At 59.3% G+C, this 16,295-nt stretch carries 15 protein-coding genes; 2 read left to right on the top strand and 13 right to left on the bottom strand.

Features of this window, described 5'->3' with window-relative positions:
- Nucleotides 1-7 precede the first annotated feature (7 nt).
- From CLU80_RS04895 to CLU80_RS04940, 10 genes are all read right to left on the bottom strand, one after another.
- On the bottom strand, nucleotides 8-2,101 hold the full coding sequence (locus tag CLU80_RS04895; protein ID WP_093435350.1) for an LTA synthase family protein: 2,094 nt from the start codon (nucleotides 2,099-2,101) through the stop codon (nucleotides 8-10).
- 314 nt (nucleotides 2,102-2,415) lie between these two features.
- Entirely contained in the window at nucleotides 2,416-3,021 is a 606-nt protein-coding gene (locus CLU80_RS04900; protein ID WP_016985992.1) for an START domain-containing protein, read from the bottom strand.
- A 41-nt stretch (nucleotides 3,022-3,062) separates the two neighbouring features.
- Complete coding sequence (locus tag CLU80_RS04905) at nucleotides 3,063-3,317, bottom strand: YkgJ family cysteine cluster protein (protein WP_007908349.1); 255 nt, start codon at nucleotides 3,315-3,317, stop codon at nucleotides 3,063-3,065.
- Between the two features lie 165 nt (nucleotides 3,318-3,482).
- A complete protein-coding gene (locus CLU80_RS04910) occupies nucleotides 3,483-3,953 on the bottom strand; it encodes a translation initiation factor 2 (RefSeq protein WP_099759341.1) in 471 nt (156 codons plus the stop codon).
- A gap of 79 nt (nucleotides 3,954-4,032) precedes the next feature.
- Nucleotides 4,033-5,472: an aminotransferase-like domain-containing protein gene (locus tag CLU80_RS04915; protein ID WP_016985994.1), complete on the bottom strand. Its 1,440-nt coding sequence runs from the start codon at nucleotides 5,470-5,472 to the stop codon at nucleotides 4,033-4,035.
- A 201-nt stretch (nucleotides 5,473-5,673) separates the two neighbouring features.
- On the bottom strand, nucleotides 5,674-6,486 hold the full coding sequence (locus CLU80_RS04920) for an OmpA family protein (protein WP_093435353.1): 813 nt from the start codon (nucleotides 6,484-6,486) through the stop codon (nucleotides 5,674-5,676).
- Nucleotides 6,483-6,839 carry a DUF4398 domain-containing protein gene (locus tag CLU80_RS04925; protein ID WP_093435356.1) on the bottom strand — a complete coding sequence of 119 codons (357 nt, stop codon included), beginning with the start codon at nucleotides 6,837-6,839 and terminating at the stop codon, nucleotides 6,483-6,485. Before CLU80_RS04925 ends, CLU80_RS04920 begins: the two co-directional genes overlap by 4 nt.
- A gap of 9 nt (nucleotides 6,840-6,848) precedes the next feature.
- Nucleotides 6,849-7,670 (bottom strand): substrate-binding periplasmic protein, encoded by an 822-nt coding sequence (locus CLU80_RS04930; protein WP_099756891.1) that lies wholly within the window; start codon nucleotides 7,668-7,670, stop codon nucleotides 6,849-6,851.
- An 80-nt stretch (nucleotides 7,671-7,750) separates the two neighbouring features.
- Nucleotides 7,751-8,680 (bottom strand): electron transfer flavoprotein subunit alpha/FixB family protein, encoded by a 930-nt coding sequence (locus CLU80_RS04935; RefSeq protein WP_093435361.1) that lies wholly within the window; start codon nucleotides 8,678-8,680, stop codon nucleotides 7,751-7,753.
- The gene (locus tag CLU80_RS04940; protein WP_007908338.1) at nucleotides 8,681-9,430 is read right to left on the bottom strand and encodes an electron transfer flavoprotein subunit beta/FixA family protein; all 750 of its coding nucleotides are present in this window, start codon (nucleotides 9,428-9,430) and stop codon (nucleotides 8,681-8,683) included.
- A 549-nt stretch (nucleotides 9,431-9,979) separates the two neighbouring features.
- On the opposite strand from CLU80_RS04940, the gene CLU80_RS04950 reads away from it, so the two are divergent.
- Complete coding sequence (locus CLU80_RS04950) at nucleotides 9,980-11,644, top strand: electron transfer flavoprotein-ubiquinone oxidoreductase (protein ID WP_016985998.1); 1,665 nt, start codon at nucleotides 9,980-9,982, stop codon at nucleotides 11,642-11,644.
- Between the two features lie 184 nt (nucleotides 11,645-11,828).
- Here CLU80_RS04950 and CLU80_RS04960 read toward each other — a convergent pair whose 3' ends face one another.
- Nucleotides 11,829-12,719 carry an AraC family transcriptional regulator gene (locus tag CLU80_RS04960; RefSeq protein WP_099756894.1) on the bottom strand — a complete coding sequence of 297 codons (891 nt, stop codon included), beginning with the start codon at nucleotides 12,717-12,719 and terminating at the stop codon, nucleotides 11,829-11,831.
- Between the two features lie 192 nt (nucleotides 12,720-12,911).
- Here CLU80_RS04960 and CLU80_RS04965 point away from each other — a divergent pair, with 192 nt between their 5' ends.
- Nucleotides 12,912-13,964, top strand: coding sequence for an NAD(P)-dependent alcohol dehydrogenase (locus tag CLU80_RS04965; RefSeq protein WP_093435364.1), 1,053 nt, complete (start codon nucleotides 12,912-12,914; stop codon nucleotides 13,962-13,964).
- Here the strand turns inward: CLU80_RS04965 and CLU80_RS04970 are convergent.
- Nucleotides 13,961-14,764, bottom strand: a complete 804-nt coding sequence (locus tag CLU80_RS04970) for an IclR family transcriptional regulator (protein WP_093435365.1) — start codon at nucleotides 14,762-14,764, stop codon at nucleotides 13,961-13,963. The two genes, CLU80_RS04965 and CLU80_RS04970, sit on opposite strands and share 4 nt — an antisense overlap.
- A gap of 60 nt (nucleotides 14,765-14,824) precedes the next feature.
- Nucleotides 14,825-16,135, bottom strand: a complete 1,311-nt coding sequence (locus CLU80_RS04975) for an MFS transporter (RefSeq protein ID WP_099756895.1) — start codon at nucleotides 16,133-16,135, stop codon at nucleotides 14,825-14,827.
- Nucleotides 16,136-16,295 lie beyond the last annotated feature (160 nt).

Here is a 16,295-nt window from a genome sequence, read left to right on the forward strand (position 1 = left end):
CAAGCGATCAATCAGGCTTGCCGTTGATGACACCGGCAGTGTTGTCCATCAGGCTTTTGGTCGCCGTTTGCAGGAACGCTTCGAGTTTGAGTTTCAACTCGGCAGTGCGCGGTGCATTCGGAACGATCTCGGCATGTGGATTGGCACCCAACTGGTATTGCCAGATCTTCGGCCCCATTTCCTTGTCCTTCGGCAGGACCAGAATCTGGTCGGCGGTGACGATGGCAGTGGTCTGCTCGCTGCCCGACGGCTTGATCACCCCGAAACCGGTGTCGCCTTCCGGCAGATTGAGCAGGTCACGGCCCCAGCACTGATGACGCACTTCGCCACCGAGACGGCCCATGATGGTCGGCACAATGTCGATCTGCGTCCCCACGGTGTGGTCACGGGTGCCGAACTTCTCCTGAATACCAGGCGCGATCATCAGCATCGGCACGTTGAAGCGGCCCAAGTCCATTTCGGTGATCTGGCGCTCGTTGCCGAAGCCGTGGTCGCCGACGATGACGAACAGGGTTTCCTTGAAGTACGGCTCTTTGCGCGCCTTCTCGAAGAACTGACCCAGCGCCCAGTCGGAGTAGCGCATGGCGGTCAAGTGTTCGTTGAGGCTGCCGCGATCGGTCACACGCTCGACCGGCAATGGCGTCGGCAAGGCGTATGGCGTGTGGTTGGACAGCGTTTGCAGCAAGGCATAGAACGGCTTGCCGTTTTCACGCTTCTTCAACTCGATCAGACCACGATCGAACATGTCCTGATCGGACACGCCCCAGGTCGGGTCGGAGAAGACCGGGTTGACGAAGTCGTTACGACCAACGAAGTTGGTCATGCCCTGGTTGCTGAAGAAGCCCGACTGGTTGTCCCAGGCGAAGTCGCCGTTGTACACGTAGACGTCGTCATACTTGCGCGCGCTGAGCAGCTGCGGCAGGCCGGAGAGCTTGTGGCTGCCTTCCGGGGTCTGCATCAGGTATTCAAAACCTGGCAGATTCGGGAAGCAGGCCATCGTCGCGAACATGCCCTGGTGGGTGTGCGTACCGTTGGAGAAGAAGCGGTCGAACAGCAAGCCTTCCTTTGACAGTTTGTCCAGGTATGGCGTGATGTTGCCCGGCGCACCCAGCGCACCGACCGAGTGACCGGCCATGCTTTCCATCAGGATCACGACAACGTTCTTGATCGGCAGGGTCTTGTCGGCCGGTGGCGTGTATTCACGGCGTACGGCGGCGATATCGGCATCGACCAGTTTGTCGTCCGGCATCAGCAGCATATCGCGCACGACCTTCTGCGCTTGCTCCTGCGGCAGTGTAGCTTTCCAGATGTTGTTGCGGTCTTCGCCCATACGGTCCTTGGCGGCCGCGATCAGCGACAGCGTGCCGTTGAGGCCGAGCTGGTTGGCGAAGTTGGAGTCGGTGGTGTACACGTCACCCCAGCGCAGTGGCGGGCCTTGACGCAAGGTGCCGCGGGCGGCAACTACACAGATCAACAGGCAGACCACGAACACCGCCAGACGGGTGTACCACGGCGCAACTTGACGGGTACCGACACTGCCACCGCTGAACGGGCCGCGCGGACGCGTGGCACGGTCGGCGCCTTTGAACGCGAGGGTCAGAATGACGGTGCCGATCACCCACGCGAGCAGGTAGCGCACCACCGGAAAACCGTACCAGAGCATGCTCATCACGGTTTTCGGGTCTTCTTTCACGTACTGGAACACCAGGCCGTTGAGGCGCTGGTGGAACTCGCGGTAGAAGTCCATCTCCATCAGGCCGAGGAACAGCGCGATGCTTGAGGCGATGGTCAGCCACAAGCGGAAGAAGCCGCGTGCGGCCATGGCGCGGGCACTGAACAGCGCCAGTACCAGCGGAATGCACACGTAAACCACCAGGCGCAGGTCGAAACGCAGGCCGTTGGCGAAGGCTTCGAGGAAGGTCGAAGCCGGGGTGTCGAGGATCATCTCGCGGTTGTAGACCAGCAGCGCGAGGCGCAGCACGGAAAACATCACCATCATGACCAGCGCGCAAAGCAGCGTGTAGGCCAGATGCGATTTGACGGTCGGTTGCAGCAGGCGAGCAGAAGATCGCTGCTGATTCAGGGCGTCCGGGTTTGCCATGTCGTTTTAGGACCCATTGGAAGTTGAAGTTGCAAAAATACAGCGGCGCCAGGCCCTCTATTGGTCATTCCAGACCCCGGGGCTTGCGCGGTGCGCAAATGTTGCACGATCACCCGCACCATTGCCATTGATAACTGCCCTGCCGCCCGACACTTTCATTTAGTGCAGCGGCGAACCGGGACAGCGTGCAAACAGCGCGGGCGAATTGTCAGGAACACTTTGTGAAAATTTCGTGCAACGCATATCTGGAAACACAATATAGATACAAAACAAAACGCCCCGAATCGATCGGGGCGTTTTGTTGCAACGCGCGATTACTTCTCGGCGCGTTCTTTCAAGGCTTTGAGGGTATTGAACGGTGCATCGACGACAAACTTGTTGGCAATCATCGACGGCACGCTACCACCCGGCTCGGTATGCACCTGATAGGTCACTTCAACCTGATCACCTTTGGGTACGAATTTCCAGAAGCCTTTGACCTGCGCTACACGGACAAAGCCTTTCTCTTCCGGAATGTACTTGGGCAGACCTTCGAGGTTACGGGTCAGGCTGCCATCGGCGCCTTCAACGGTGGTGATGTGCAGCACCGAATCACGCGGGGTCACCGGCCAAGGCGTGTTGAACTGGGTGTAGGTCCAGCTCTGATCGCCCTCGTGCTTGAGCAGTTTCTGGGTCTTGCATTCGTGAATCCAGGCGCACGCGCCGGAGACGTCTTCCTGCAGTGCGCGCAGTTTGGCGACGGTGGTTTTCATCAGCGCAACACCCTGGTAGGACTTGTAGTCCGAACCTGGCACTTCACTCAGGGACACCTTGATGCCGTCCTCGTTCTTGGCGACTTTCCAGTCTTCAGCCTGAGCGACGGAGGTAGCCAGCACAGCGGTCAAACCACACAACACAGCGATACGATGCAGCGAACCCATAGTCTTATTCCTTATTGTTGAAGTTCCGTTCGTTTGACACATCACGCCGCCGTCATCTGCTCCCACCAGCCAATCAGCCTGATCGCTTCTTCCGAGCTGCTGCCACAGACTTCGACATCCGCCGCGAAGCCGGAACAGACTGCCGGGCGCTCGGGGCGGCCGAAAATGCTGCACAGGTTTTCGACCGAGAGTTGCACGCAACGTTCGCCGGCAGGTTTGCCATCAGGCATGCCGGGAATTGGCGAACTGATGGAAGGGGCAATGCAGCAAGCGCCACAGCCTTCACGGCATTTCATGACGAACAATTCCTCGCGACGGGCGATGTGTAAAAGGGACGCGGAACAGAGTAACCGCTAAAACGGCTGTTTTAAATTCCCTGAACCGGGGTTTTTACCGATAACTGAATGTGACTGACCAGTCTCCGACAAAGCGTCTGGTCTGCGGGTCACAGATGGCTGCAGTCACTGCTTGAATTCAAAATCCAGCGCCGCACCTTCGACTTCACGGCGCTCTTCATTGCGCAGTTGCAACTGCATTTCGTTGCTGAGCAAACGGCCGTTGAGCTGGAAGCCGTTGTTCTTCTCGCCAAACATCTGCGGCAGGATCGCCTCGCGCTTGGGCAACTCAACCGTGCCTTTGGGCTTCAGTTCCTGAACCATGTCTTTGGGCAGACTCAAATCGAGCCTGGCCGGCGGCAGTCTGGTTTTCACCACTTCGCTGGCAGGTTTCGATTTGGACGCGATTGGCTTGCGCTTCTTGATGACTTTTTGCTGAGGTTTCTTCGCCGGAGCTGCCTTCTGCGCTGGCGTGTTTTTTTTCGCCGGGCTCGTCGCCGCCGGTTTTTCCTGAGCCGCAGCGGCCACGACGCCAGGCGCATGACCGATCATCAGCAAACCCAGCAAAACCCAAGCGGCAGGAGCAATCGCTTTCATGAACCCAACAGTGGCAAACGGCAGATGGCCATATGCTCGCTTGTTGGGCGCCACAAGACAAGCATCAGCCACCGCTCGTTCAGAATCCGCCAGCGGTTTCCTGACACAGTTGCGTCGCCAGCAAGCCAAGGGTCATCAACGCCCGCTCCGCCTCGCGGTTCCACGGAATCCCGCAGTTCAGGCGAATACAGTGGTTGAACTGCTCGGTATTACTGAAGATCAGTCCCGGCGCAATGCTGATGCCCTGCTGCAGGGCGCGCACATGCAATTCCTGAGTATTCACCCTACCCGGCAAGCTCACCCAGAGGATGAAACCGCCCGTAGGCCGGGTCATTTGCGTGCCTTCGGGGAAGTACTGCTGCACCGCCAACTGGAACGCGCTGAGGTTTTTTCGGTATTCCTGGCGGATGTACCGTAAATGCCGGTCATAACCGCCGTTTTCCAGATAAGCGGCAATCGCCATCTGCGTCACGCTGCACGCCGAGTGGGTGCTGAAGGTCTGCAAGCGCTGGATTTCCTGCTGATATTTGCCAGCGATCATCCAGCCGATGCGCACACCGGGTGACAAGGTTTTGGAGAAGCTCGAACAGTAGATCACCCGATCCAGTCGGTCATAAGCCTTGAGCGCTTTGGTTTTGCCCTGCTCGAACATCAACTCGCCATAGATGTCGTCTTCGACAATCTGGATGTCGAAGTCCGAGGCCAGACGCAGCAACTGTTTCTGCCGCTCTTCGGGCATGGTGCCGCCCAGCGGATTGCTCAGGCGCGTGGTCAGCACCAGCGCTTTGATCGACCATTGGTTGGCGGCCAGTTGCAGCGCTTCGAGGCTCATGCCAGTGGCGGGATCGCTAGGGATTTCGATGACCTTCAAGCCGAGCAGATCGGCCAATTGCAGCAAACCGTAATAGGTCGGTGATTCGGCGGCGATCAGATCGCCCGGGCGGGTCAGCACGCGCAACGACATCTGCAAGGCATCGACACAACCGTGGGTGATGACCACTTCCGACGGATCGACCACCACACCGGCGTCGCGCATGCGGATCGCCACTTGCCGGCGCAGCGGCTCAAAACCGGGGCTGAACATGTAGCTGAAAGCACGCGGACTATGGAAGCGGGTGACCTTGGCCAGTTGCTGATGCAGTGCGCGCACTGGCAGGTAATCGACACTCGGCACGGCCGCACCCAGCGGGAACACACCTTCGCGGCGTGATTCGACCAGAACCTGTTGAATGATGCTGCTGCGGGTAACCAGCCCCGGCCGCTCGACACGGGCGATGTCCGGCGTCGGCGCCGTCAGTGCCGGCGTCTGGTGCACGTAATAACCGGACTGCGGGCGCGCCCGAATCAGCCCCTGATCTTCGAGATTGGCGTAAGCCTGCAACACCGTCGCATGGCTGACGTTGAGCTGCGAACTCATCTTGCGCACCGAAGGCACGCGCTCCCCCGGTTGATAGACCCCACGGCGGATGTCTTCGGCCAGTTGCTGAGCAATACGTTGGTAGAGCAAGAGATTGGTCATGACGCAGCACTCGATTTCACGGGCATTTTATTCTTGTGTGAAACAATACCGGAACAGTTTAGAAGTGTACTGGGACAGTTGCCACATTACTCGACCATACAGTGCGGTGTCTGCCCCCTACTGTACGGATTGCGAGCCAATCGACAGACGTAAAAAAGCCCGGCACTGCATGACAGCCCGGGCTTTCCAGAGACGCAACCCTTAACGGGCGGCGCCGAGCTGGCCTTTTTCATCGGAGAAGACAATTTCAACCCGACGATTCTGTGCCCGCCCACGCTCGGAAGCGTTGGCGTCCACCGGGTATTCGTCGCCGTAGCCTTCGACCTGAATGCGTTTGTCGTCGATGCCCAGGTCCATCAACACGTCCGCCACCGATTGTGCGCGGTCACGGGACAGCTTGAGGTTCTCCTGTTTGCCGCCGGTGCTGTCGGTGTAGCCCTCGATGCGCACTACACGTTTGGGGTTCAGTTGCAGGAACTGGACGATTTTCAGCACAACACGGTTGGCCGAGTTTTTCAGCTCTGCTTCACCGGTGTCGAACAGTACATCGCCGAGGGTCATCACCAGACCACGGTCGGTCTGCGTGGTGGCCAGTGCAACGATCTGTTCTTCCAGCCACTTGCCCTGCTGCTGCACGCTAAGCAATTTCGATTCACGCAAGGCCAGTTGCAGGCGCTGGCGGTCCAGTTCGAGCTTGGCCGCGCGCTCCTCATTGAGCACCTGATTGGTATGCTCGCGGGCGATTTCGCTGTAGCGCTGGCTCAGGTAGGCGTAGTGCACAACATCGGAACCGCTGCCCCAATAGGTCGACAGGCGATCGGCACGAGCCAGGGACTCACCGGCGCGGATCACGTCTTTCGGCGCGATGCGCAGCACGTTGGAGTCTTCCTTGACCTTCTGGAAGTCGGCGCTGGCTTCTTGCAGAGCGGATTCGCTGTGTTGACCGGCGCAGCCGTACAGGCTGACGCAACCGGCGAGGATCAGGCCGCCGACAACTTTCGACTTGAGACTCATTGGGCATCTCCCAGTTGCTTGCGCAGACGGACGATGCGGGTGTTAAGCACATTCACCTGTTCTTGACTTTTTTGCGTCAGCACTTTGGCTTCGGCCAGACGTGCATCCAGTTCAGCCTGCTCCGAACGCATACGCGCGTTCCGATAGGACTGGTCAGCCATGTTGCCTTTGGCGCGGTTGTACTTGGTTTCGGCCAGTTTCATTTCCGGCACTTCGTCGGCGGTGGCGCCAACAGCCTTGGCCTGGGTGATGGCTTGCTCGGTCAGGCGCATTTGTTCATTGGGTGCCGGATCGGTCGCGCAACCGGCCAGGGCCAGAACGGCCACAGCCGCGAAAAGAGGTCGAATACTCACTAAGAATCCCTACTGTTTTGGGGCACTGACGGGTTGTGGCGGCTGTTGCTGCTGCGCCTTCCAGCGCTCGATGTTGCGTTGCAGCGCGGCTTCCGTCAGTCCGGACGCGGGCAATTCTGTCATCTTTTTGGCCAACTGTCCGCGCAACCACGGATCGTTGCATGCCGAGTTATGCGAAACCGCGAGGAACAGCCCCGGCCGGTCGACCGGTTGCTCGAACACCAACAGGTCATTGGCCATACCCAATGCCTGCGCGGCGGCCATGCCCGAGTAGCGGCCGGCGAGTACATATTCCACTTCGCCCAAGAGCAATTTCTGTAGCGCCTGAGTGAGGTTGGCTGTCCGGGTCAGGGTCAGATTCTGCTCGGCGAAAGTGCCAAATGCCTGGGTCATACGAGACTTTTCCGACAACGCACCGACGTGACCGTGCAGGTCTTTGGCCTCGCTGTAGACCAGCGTCGAGCCTTTGCGGGTCCACACCAGATAGTCGTTTTCCAGCAACGGCGGATGGATGTAGTCGAGGTTTTCCAGCTCATTGAGGGTCAGCGGCGCGTCGGCGAGCATGTCCATGCGCCCGCTGCGCACTTCATCGAGGGCTTGCGAACGTTTGCCGGCGTAGAGCAATTCGACTTTGATGCCGAGGTCTTTGGCGACTTGTTGCAGCAGATCAGCGCTGGCACCGATCAACTGCTTGGGATTCTGCGGGTCCTGCCACAGGTACGGCGGCGCATCCGGGCTACCGGTGACGACGAGGCGCTCGCATTTGCCAGCGGCCATCGCCAACCCCGGCAACAGGGCCAACCCCCACAACCATCCGCAACGCAGATCCATGGCAAAACGCTCCCACTCAAATCCGAGACAAAAAAAAGCCCGACCAACAGGCCGGGCTCTTTATAAGTGAAGCCGCTGGATTAGACCAGCTTCTCCAGCTCAGGGACGGCTTCGAACAGATCCGCCACGAGACCGTAATCGGCCACCTGGAAGATCGGCGCTTCTTCGTCCTTGTTGATCGCAACGATCACTTTGGAGTCTTTCATACCGGCCAAGTGCTGGATCGCGCCGGAGATACCGACGGCAATGTACAGCTGTGGCGCAACGATCTTGCCGGTCTGACCGACCTGCATGTCGTTCGGTACGAAACCTGCGTCGACGGCGGCGCGCGAAGCCCCCACCGCAGCGCCCAGCTTGTCGGCCAGAGCGTACAGATGCTTGAAGTTGTCGCCGTTCTGCATGCCGCGGCCGCCGGAAACGACGATCTTGGCAGCGGTCAGCTCAGGACGATCGGACTTGGCCAGTTCTTCGTTGACGAAGCTGGAAGTGCCGGCGTTGTGCGCAGCAGCAACGGCTTCAACAGCAGCCGAACCACCTTCAGCGGCAACCGGGTCGAAACCGGTGGCACGCACGGTGATCACTTTGATCGCAGCGGTCGACTGCACGGTAGCGATAGCGTTACCGGCGTAGATCGGACGCTTGAACGTGTCAGCGCTTTCGACCGAGATGATCTCGGAGATCTGGTCAACGTCCAACTGCGCAGCAACGCGCGGCAGGATGTTTTTGCCGTTGGAGGTGGCGGCAGCCAGGATGTGGCTGTAACCAGCGCCCAGCTCAGCTACCAACGGAGCAACGTTTTCCGGCAGCTGATGCGCGTAAGCCGCGTTGTCAGCATTCAGGACTTTGCTCACGCCAGCGATTTTCGCTGCGGCTTCAGCCACGGCGCCAGCGCCTTGACCTGCAACCAGAACGTGGACGTCGCCGCCGATTTTGACCGCAGCAGCCACGGTGTTCAGTGTGGCCGGGGCCAGCACTTTGTTGTCGTGTTCAGCAATAACCAAGATAGTCATTTAGATTACCTTCGCTTCGTTTTTCAGTTTCTCGACCAATTCAGCTACCGACTTAACCTTGATGCCCGCGCTGCGTGCAGCCGGCGCTTCGACTTTCAGGGTCTTGTTGGTGGAGGCGGTGGAAACGCCCAAAGCGTCCGGAGTCAGCACTTCGAGAGGCTTCTTCTTGGCTTTCATGATGTTTGGCAGGGACGCGTAGCGCGGCTCGTTCAAACGCAGGTCGGTAGTGACGATTGCCGGCAGTTTCAGGGAAACCGTCTGCGCGCCGCCGTCGATTTCACGGGTCACGGCAACGCTGTCGCCGGAGACTTCGACTTTCGAGGCGAACGTGCCCTGACCGTAGCCGCTCAGTGCAGCAAGCATCTGGCCGGTCTGGTTGTTGTCGCTGTCGATCGCCTGTTTGCCGAGGATAACCAGTTGCGGCTGTTCCTTGTCGACCACAGCCTTGAGCAGCTTGGCCACGGCGAGCGAGGTCAGATCTTCAGCGGATTCGACGAGGATGGCACGGTCGGCACCCAGAGCCAGTGCGGTACGCAGTTGCTCCTGAGCGGTGGTCGGGCCGATGGAGACGACGACGATTTCAGTCGCAACACCTTTCTCTTTCAGGCGTACGGCTTCTTCCACTGCGATTTCGCAGAACGGGTTCATCGACATCTTGACGTTGGCGAGATCGACGCCGGAATTGTCCGCCTTGACGCGAACCTTGACGTTGTAATCCACAACGCGTTTGACAGCTACAAGAACCTTCATGGATTCCTCGTTACTCTCCGGTGAAAAGAAAGTCGCCTAGGCGAACCTGGCGGTTGATGCTCATCAGGCTAAAGGGCACCTCTAAAAACGCCGACTTGGGTGTCTGGTGGCTGCACAGTGTGAGGACCTGCGACCGTTCGTCAGGGGTGACCGACGAGTCATTGATCTTCACGCTGTGTAAACTGCGCGCCGGACCTGCGCTGCGCATCACCTTCTACTGCCTGTGCCCTGTCTTTAGACGTGCTCTTGAAACCGCCAGTCTGCCTACGACGAGCGCAAAACCGCCCGTATCTTGACCGGAACGCCTATTCCGGTCAATACAGCAAAATGACCATTCATAAGCCGCGCTTCTTTGATTTCTCTGGGCTGGAGCCGATTCAAACAAACGTTTGTATTGGACGCTCGGAGTGGTGTAGATATAATGCGCCGCCTAGAGAGAAAGGTCGGTCTCCAATATTCCCCTTGACGTTAACGTAAAGGAATAGCGGATGCGACATCAAACCTCCAAATTAGAAAAAAAACTGTTGAGCCTTGAGTAGGAGATAGCCTGTGGAACGCGAATACATGGAATTCGACGTGGTCATCGTCGGTGCCGGCCCCGCTGGCCTGTCCGCCGCCTGCCGTCTGAAGCAGAAGGCCGCCGAAGCCGGTAAGGAAATCAGCGTCTGCGTGGTCGAAAAAGGCTCCGAAGTCGGCGCACACATCCTGTCCGGTGCCGTATTCGAACCACGCGCTCTGAACGAACTGTTCCCGGACTGGAAAGAACTTGGCGCGCCGCTGAACACGCCAGTGACCCGCGACGATATTTTCGTGCTGAAAAACGCCGAAAACGCGCAAAAAATTCCGGACTTCTTTGTGCCCAAGACCATGCACAACGAAGGCAACTACATTATTTCCCTCGGCAACCTGTGCCGCTGGCTCGCCCAGCAGGCCGAGAACCTTGGCGTGGAAATCTACCCGGGTTTCGCCGCTCAGGAAGCGCTGATCGACGAACAAGGCGTGGTGCGCGGGATCATCACTGGTGATCTGGGCGTCGACCGTGAAGGCAACCCGAAAGAAGGCCTGTACACCCCCGGCATGGAACTGCGTGGCAAGTACACGCTGTTCGCCGAAGGCTGCCGTGGCCACATCGGCAAGCAACTGATCAAGCGCTACAACCTCGACAGCGATGCCGACGCCCAGCACTACGGCATCGGCCTGAAAGAAATCTGGGAAATCGACCCGGCCAAACATCAGCCAGGCCTGGTGGTGCACACCGCCGGTTGGCCGCTGGACATCATGGGCACCGAAAACACCGGTGGCTCGTTCCTCTATCACCTGGAAAACAACCAGGTGGTGGTTGGTCTGATCGTTGACCTGTCCTACAGCAACACTTACCTGTCGCCGTTCGACGAGTTCCAGCGCCTCAAGCATCATCCGGTGCTGGCGCAGTACCTGGAAGGCGGCAAGCGCATCAGCTACGGCGCGCGCGCGATCTGCAAAGGTGGCCTGAACTCGCTGCCGAAAATGGTCTTCAAGGGCGGCGCGTTGATCGGTTGCGACCTCGGCACCCTGAATTTCGCCAAGATCAAGGGCAGCCACACCGCGATGAAGTCCGGCATGCTCGCCGCTGAATCGGTGGCTGACGCGCTGTTCGCGGAAAAGGACGGCACTGAAGAGCTGACCACTTACGTCGACGCGTTCAAGAAGAGCTGGCTCTACGACGAACTGTTCGCCAGCCGTAACTTCGGCCCGGCGATCCACAAGTTCGGCGCCATCGTTGGCGGCGGTTTCAACTGGCTGGACCAGAACATCTTCGGCGGCAAACTGCCGTTCACCCTGCACGACACCAAGCCGGACTATGCCTGCCTCAAGCTCGCCGCCGACTGCAAGAAGATCGACTATCCGAAGCCGGACGGCAAACTCAGCTTCGACAAACTCAGCTCGGTGTTCATCTCCGGTACCAACCACGAAGAAGAACAACCTTGCCACCTGAAGCTGACCGACCCGAGCATCCCGATCAGCAAGAACCTGCCGCTGTACGACGAACCGGCGCAGCGCTACTGCCCGGCCGGTGTGTACGAAGTGATCACCAAGGAAGACGGCGAGAAGCGCTTCCAGATCAACGCGCAGAACTGCGTGCACTGCAAGACCTGTGACATCAAGGACCCTTCGCAGAACATCACCTGGGTCACGCCGGAAGGCGCTGGCGGCCCGACTTACCCAAATATGTAAGTCGACCCCCTGAACATCAAGGCTCCCGAATCGGGGGCCTTTTTGTTGCCCAAAACTCCTCTGACACCACAAAACAACTGTGGGAGCGAGCCTGCTCGCGAAAGCGGTGTGTCATATAAAAATGATGTCGACTGATGCACCGCATTCGCGAGCAGGCTCGCTCCCACAGGGGATTATCGTCTAATCAGGCAGCGCGTTCGTCACCCGGACTACGCTCAAAGTAACGCTTGTACTCGCGGCTGAATTGCGAAGTACTCTGATACCCCACCCGATGCGCCACCTGCGCCACACCCAGGCCTTCGGCGACCAACAACGTCTGCGCCTTCAGTAACCTCAGGCGCTTCAGATACTGCACCGGCGACAACAACGTGCTGCGTTTGAAATGCTCATGAAAGGTCGACACGCTCATGTTCGCGCAACCGGCCAGCGTTTCAACGTTCAACGGCTCGGTGTAATGCGCATGCAGATGACTGATCGACGCCGCCACCCGCGCGAATTGCCCTTGCTGCTCGACCAATGCCCGCAACACATCCGCCTGTGGCCCACGCAACGCGACAAACAACAACTCCCTTACCCGCGCCGGCCCGAGAATCTGACATTCCAGCGGATCGTGCAGGCAACTGAGCAAGCGCTCGACGCAACCGCGCATGGCATCGTCGAGCACCACCGAGGTCATCGACTCCGGCGTCTGCGCCGGGATATGCCGGCCCGGCGCCAGCCCCATGGCCAGCACCAGCTCACCGAGCAAGACCCGGTCGATCGCCACCGAAACACCGAGCAACGGCGCATCCGGCAAGGCAAACGTCTCGCATTCGAACGGCACCGGCAGCGCCTGAATCAGATAATGCCCGGCGCCGTACTCCATGGTGCGCGGCCCGAGAAACGCCAGTTTGCTGCCCTGGGCGATGATCATCAGGCTCGGTTCGTAAATGTGCGGGCCACGGGCAACGTCGCAACTGGCACGCAACACCTGCACACCCGGCAGCCCGGTCTGGCTGTAACCATCGCGCAGCGCCAGCGGTTCAATAAGCGAAACCAGCCGGGCATTGGCATCAAGATGACGGGTCAACTGCATCGAATTGCTCTTCACAAAAAATCACGAAAATAAGGGATGAAAGCATCATCGCAGATCCTTTTGCCAATGCGACCGATCAAACCCGCATGCCGGAGGATTAGGCATGAGACCCGGAGGAATCGTCATGGCCGGACCGACAGTCGGCGCCCAGAATGCGCCGCCTCACTTGTTCCTGCTTTTGCGAGGTTTCACATGTATACCGCCATCGGTTATGCCGCCCAATCGGCCACCACCCCCCTCGCCCCGATGAAATTCGAACGCCGCAGCCCTCGTGCCGACGACGTAGCGATCGAGATCCTCTATTGCGGCGTCTGCCACTCCGACATCCACCAGGCGCGCAACGAATGGGGTATCGCCGTTTACCCGTTGATGCCCGGCCACGAGATCGTCGGAAAAGTCACCGCCGTCGGTGCGAACGTCACCCGACACAAAGTAGGCGATCTGGTCGGCGTCGGCTGCATGGTCGACTCGTGCCGCACCTGTGAAGCCTGCCAGTCGAACCTTGAGCAATATTGCCTCGAAGGTCCGACCATGACCTATGCCACCCCGGACCGGGTCGACGGCAGCAACACCATGGGCGGTTATTCGGACAGCATCGTCGTCAGCGAACACTTCGTCGTGCGCATCCCGGAGAAACTGGCACTCGCCAGCGCCGCGCCGATTCTCTGTGCCGGCATCACCACCTACTCGCCGCTCAAGCACTACGGCGTCAAGGCCGGCGACAAGGTCGGGATTCTCGGCATGGGCGGTCTGGGCCACATGGGCATCAAGTTCGCAAAGGCCATGGGCGCCGAAGTCACGCTGTTCACCCGCTCGGCGAGCAAGGCTGAAGAAGGTCGTCGTCAGGGCGCCGATCACGTGATCGTTTCCACCGACGCCGAGCAAATGAAAGCCGCTGCCGGTTACTTCGACTTCCTGCTCGACACCATTCCGGTGCAGCACGACCTCAACCCGTACCTCGACACCCTGCGCTTCGACGGTGTGCACATTCTGGTCGGCCTGATCGAACCGATTGATCCACCGGTACACGCAGGCAAACTGGTGATGAGCCGTCGCGTGCTGGCCGGCTCGTTGATCGGTGGCGTCGCCGAAACCCAGGAAGTCCTGGATTTCTGCGCCGAGCACAACATCACCTGCGACATCGAAATGCTCGACATCCGCCAGATCAACGAGGCTTACGCCCGGATGATTGCCGGTGACGTGAAGTACCGCTTCGTGATCGACATGGCAACGCTCAAGGTTTAAATCTTCAGACCGAGTTCCGCCGAGAGCCGGGCTGTGACCCCTTTGATCAGGGGAATCAGCTCGGCCATTTTTTCCAGCGGCATGTACGGCACGGTGCTGGCGATACTGATCGCCGCCACGATGCCCTTACTCGCATCACGAATCGGCGCCGCCACGCAGCGGATCGACGGTTCGTTGTCCTCCAGATCGAAGGCGTAGCCACCGGCGACGTACTCGGTCATGCGCTGCTCAAGCTGCTCCCACGACTGCTGAGGATGCTGCGGCCAGAACTGACTCTTCCCACCTGCCGGCAGACTGATGTCGTAGAGACGCTGCCAATCTTTCGGCGAGTCATCGAGCATCAACGCCTTGCCGATACCGGTGCGCGCCAGCGGCATGCGATGGCCGACCCGCGAACGCATTTCCGGGCCGTTGCGCCCCGGATTTTTCAGCAGATACAACACTTCATCGCCTTCGCGAATGCCCAAGTGCACGGTGTCACCAGTCAGCGCCGACAACTCGTCCAGATACGGCCCGGCCAGGGTCACCAGCGGCAACTCTTCACGCGCCTGGAAACCCAGTTCGATCAGCTTCGGTCCGAGCAGGTAACCGATTTGCGGCACCACGCGCAGATAGCGCTCATCCACCAGGCAACTGGCCAGACGATGGGTGGTGCTGCGCGTGGTGCCGATCAGCCGGGCGATCTCCTTGAGATCGCGAGCGCCACTGGCGACCGCTTGCACCACACCCAAGCCACGCAACAGCGTCTGGGTGCCGGTGGGCGCGGCGTCCTTGGTTTTTTCCGGAGCGTCTTCCTGCATATCCAGCCTTTACCGTTGAGCGAGGGAACGGGCGGCATTATGGTCGCCCGACGCAGACCACTACAACTCGATACGCTCGACCTTGCCGACCAGCAGCAAGTAGGACAAGGCACCGATCAACGCGAGCACCGCGATATAGGTGATCGCCGGCGCGAACGAATCGCCACTGGCAAGGAAGCCAATCACGATCGGCGTGGCGATCGCCGACAGGTTGCCGATGAAGTTGAACACCCCGCCGGTCAGCCCGAGCAACCGTGCCGGCGCCAGCGTCGACACCAGCGACCAGGTGATCGAGGCCAGACCGTTGCCGAAAAATGCCAACGCCAGAAAGGCAATCACCAGCGGCGTCGATTCAACAAAATTGGCACCAATGATCGAAGTGGAAATCAGCAGCCCGCCAATGATCGGCAGCTTGCGCGCAAAACCAACCGTGCAGCCGCGACGAATCAAGAAGTCGGAAAAGAACCCCGAACACAGCACACCGATGAACGCGGCGAGAAACGGCAGCGATGCCAACAGGCCGGACTTGATGAAGTCCATGCCGCGATACTTCACCAGATAGGTCGGAAACCAGGTGAGGAAAAACCACAGCGTCGAGTTCAGGCAGAACTGGCCGAGGTAGATGCCCCACAATTTGCGCTTGGTCAGGACGATGCCCAAATCGGTCCAGCTGAATTTGGCTTTGACCTTGGCGGACTCTTGCTGAATATCGACCAGACCACCGCCCTCGCGGATCAAGTCGATTTCGGCTTCATTGGCGCCTTTGAAATCCCGTGGCTCACGATAGACCGCGTACCAGATCGCCGCCCAAATGATGCCGACGGCGCCGGTGGCGACGAACACCATGTGCCAGCCGAACTCATGTTGCAGCCAAGCGAGTACCGGAGTGAGAAATGCCAGGCCGACAAATTGTCCAGAGGTATAGAAGCCGATGGCCGTGGCACGCTCGCGCTCGGGGAACCAGGTGGTGACCACGCGACTGTTGATCGGATAAGCCGGCGCTTCCAGCGCACCGACCGCCATGCGCAACACGAACAGCGCAATGAAGCTGGCCGCGAAACCGAGCATCACCGTGGCCAGCGACCACAGCAGCAACGCGACGCTGTAAAGAATGCGCGGCGGCACACGATCGACCAGCCAGCCGCCGGGGATCTGCATGGCAGCGTAGGTCCAGCCGAATGCGGAAAAGATCAGACCGACGTGAATCGGATCGATGCCCAGCTCACTGGTCAGCGCCGGTGCGGCAATCGACAGGTTGCTGCGGTCGAGGTAGTTGATGACCACGGTGATAAACAGCAACACCATGATGAAAAACCGCTTGCGGCTAGGCGTGACTAAAGACGCCTGCCCGGTGAGGGTTTGCGGTTGCATGAGAGATGCCTCTTCTTATGTTTATTTGAGGTCATGACGCAAATCTCCCATCCATGTGGAGATTAAAAACTGTGGGAGCGAGCCTGCTCGCGAAGGCGTCGGATCAGTCACATCGATGTCGGATGTGACATAGCATTCGCGAGCAGGCTCGCTCCCACAG

The sequence above is a fragment of the Pseudomonas sp. 29 genome (assembly GCF_002754355.1).
GTDB lineage: Bacteria > Pseudomonadota > Gammaproteobacteria > Pseudomonadales > Pseudomonadaceae > Aquipseudomonas > Aquipseudomonas neuropathica.

What these genes read in the sequence shown, in the direction of transcription:
- CLU80_RS04935 (WP_093435361.1), bottom strand. Translation starts at nt 8,680, where the DNA reads ATGACTATCTTGGTTATTGCTGAACACGACAACAAAGTGCTGGCCCCG.
- CLU80_RS04965 (WP_093435364.1), top strand. Translation starts at nt 12,912, where the DNA reads ATGTATACCGCCATCGGTTATGCCGCCCAATCGGCCACCACCCCCCTC.
- CLU80_RS04930 (WP_099756891.1), bottom strand. Translation starts at nt 7,670, where the DNA reads ATGGATCTGCGTTGCGGATGGTTGTGGGGGTTGGCCCTGTTGCCGGGG.
- CLU80_RS04970 (WP_093435365.1), bottom strand. Translation starts at nt 14,764, where the DNA reads ATGCAGGAAGACGCTCCGGAAAAAACCAAGGACGCCGCGCCCACCGGC.
- CLU80_RS04940 (WP_007908338.1), bottom strand. Translation starts at nt 9,430, where the DNA reads ATGAAGGTTCTTGTAGCTGTCAAACGCGTTGTGGATTACAACGTCAAG.
- CLU80_RS04975 (WP_099756895.1), bottom strand. Translation starts at nt 16,135, where the DNA reads ATGCAACCGCAAACCCTCACCGGGCAGGCGTCTTTAGTCACGCCTAGC.
- CLU80_RS04900 (WP_016985992.1), bottom strand. Translation starts at nt 3,021, where the DNA reads ATGGGTTCGCTGCATCGTATCGCTGTGTTGTGTGGTTTGACCGCTGTG.
- CLU80_RS04910 (WP_099759341.1), bottom strand. Translation starts at nt 3,953, where the DNA reads ATGAAAGCGATTGCTCCTGCCGCTTGGGTTTTGCTGGGTTTGCTGATG.
- CLU80_RS04905 (WP_007908349.1), bottom strand. Translation starts at nt 3,317, where the DNA reads ATGAAATGCCGTGAAGGCTGTGGCGCTTGCTGCATTGCCCCTTCCATC.
- CLU80_RS04895 (WP_093435350.1), bottom strand. Translation starts at nt 2,101, where the DNA reads ATGGCAAACCCGGACGCCCTGAATCAGCAGCGATCTTCTGCTCGCCTG.
- CLU80_RS04920 (WP_093435353.1), bottom strand. Translation starts at nt 6,486, where the DNA reads ATGAGTCTCAAGTCGAAAGTTGTCGGCGGCCTGATCCTCGCCGGTTGC.
- CLU80_RS04960 (WP_099756894.1), bottom strand. Translation starts at nt 12,719, where the DNA reads ATGCAGTTGACCCGTCATCTTGATGCCAATGCCCGGCTGGTTTCGCTT.
- CLU80_RS04915 (WP_016985994.1), bottom strand. Translation starts at nt 5,472, where the DNA reads ATGACCAATCTCTTGCTCTACCAACGTATTGCTCAGCAACTGGCCGAA.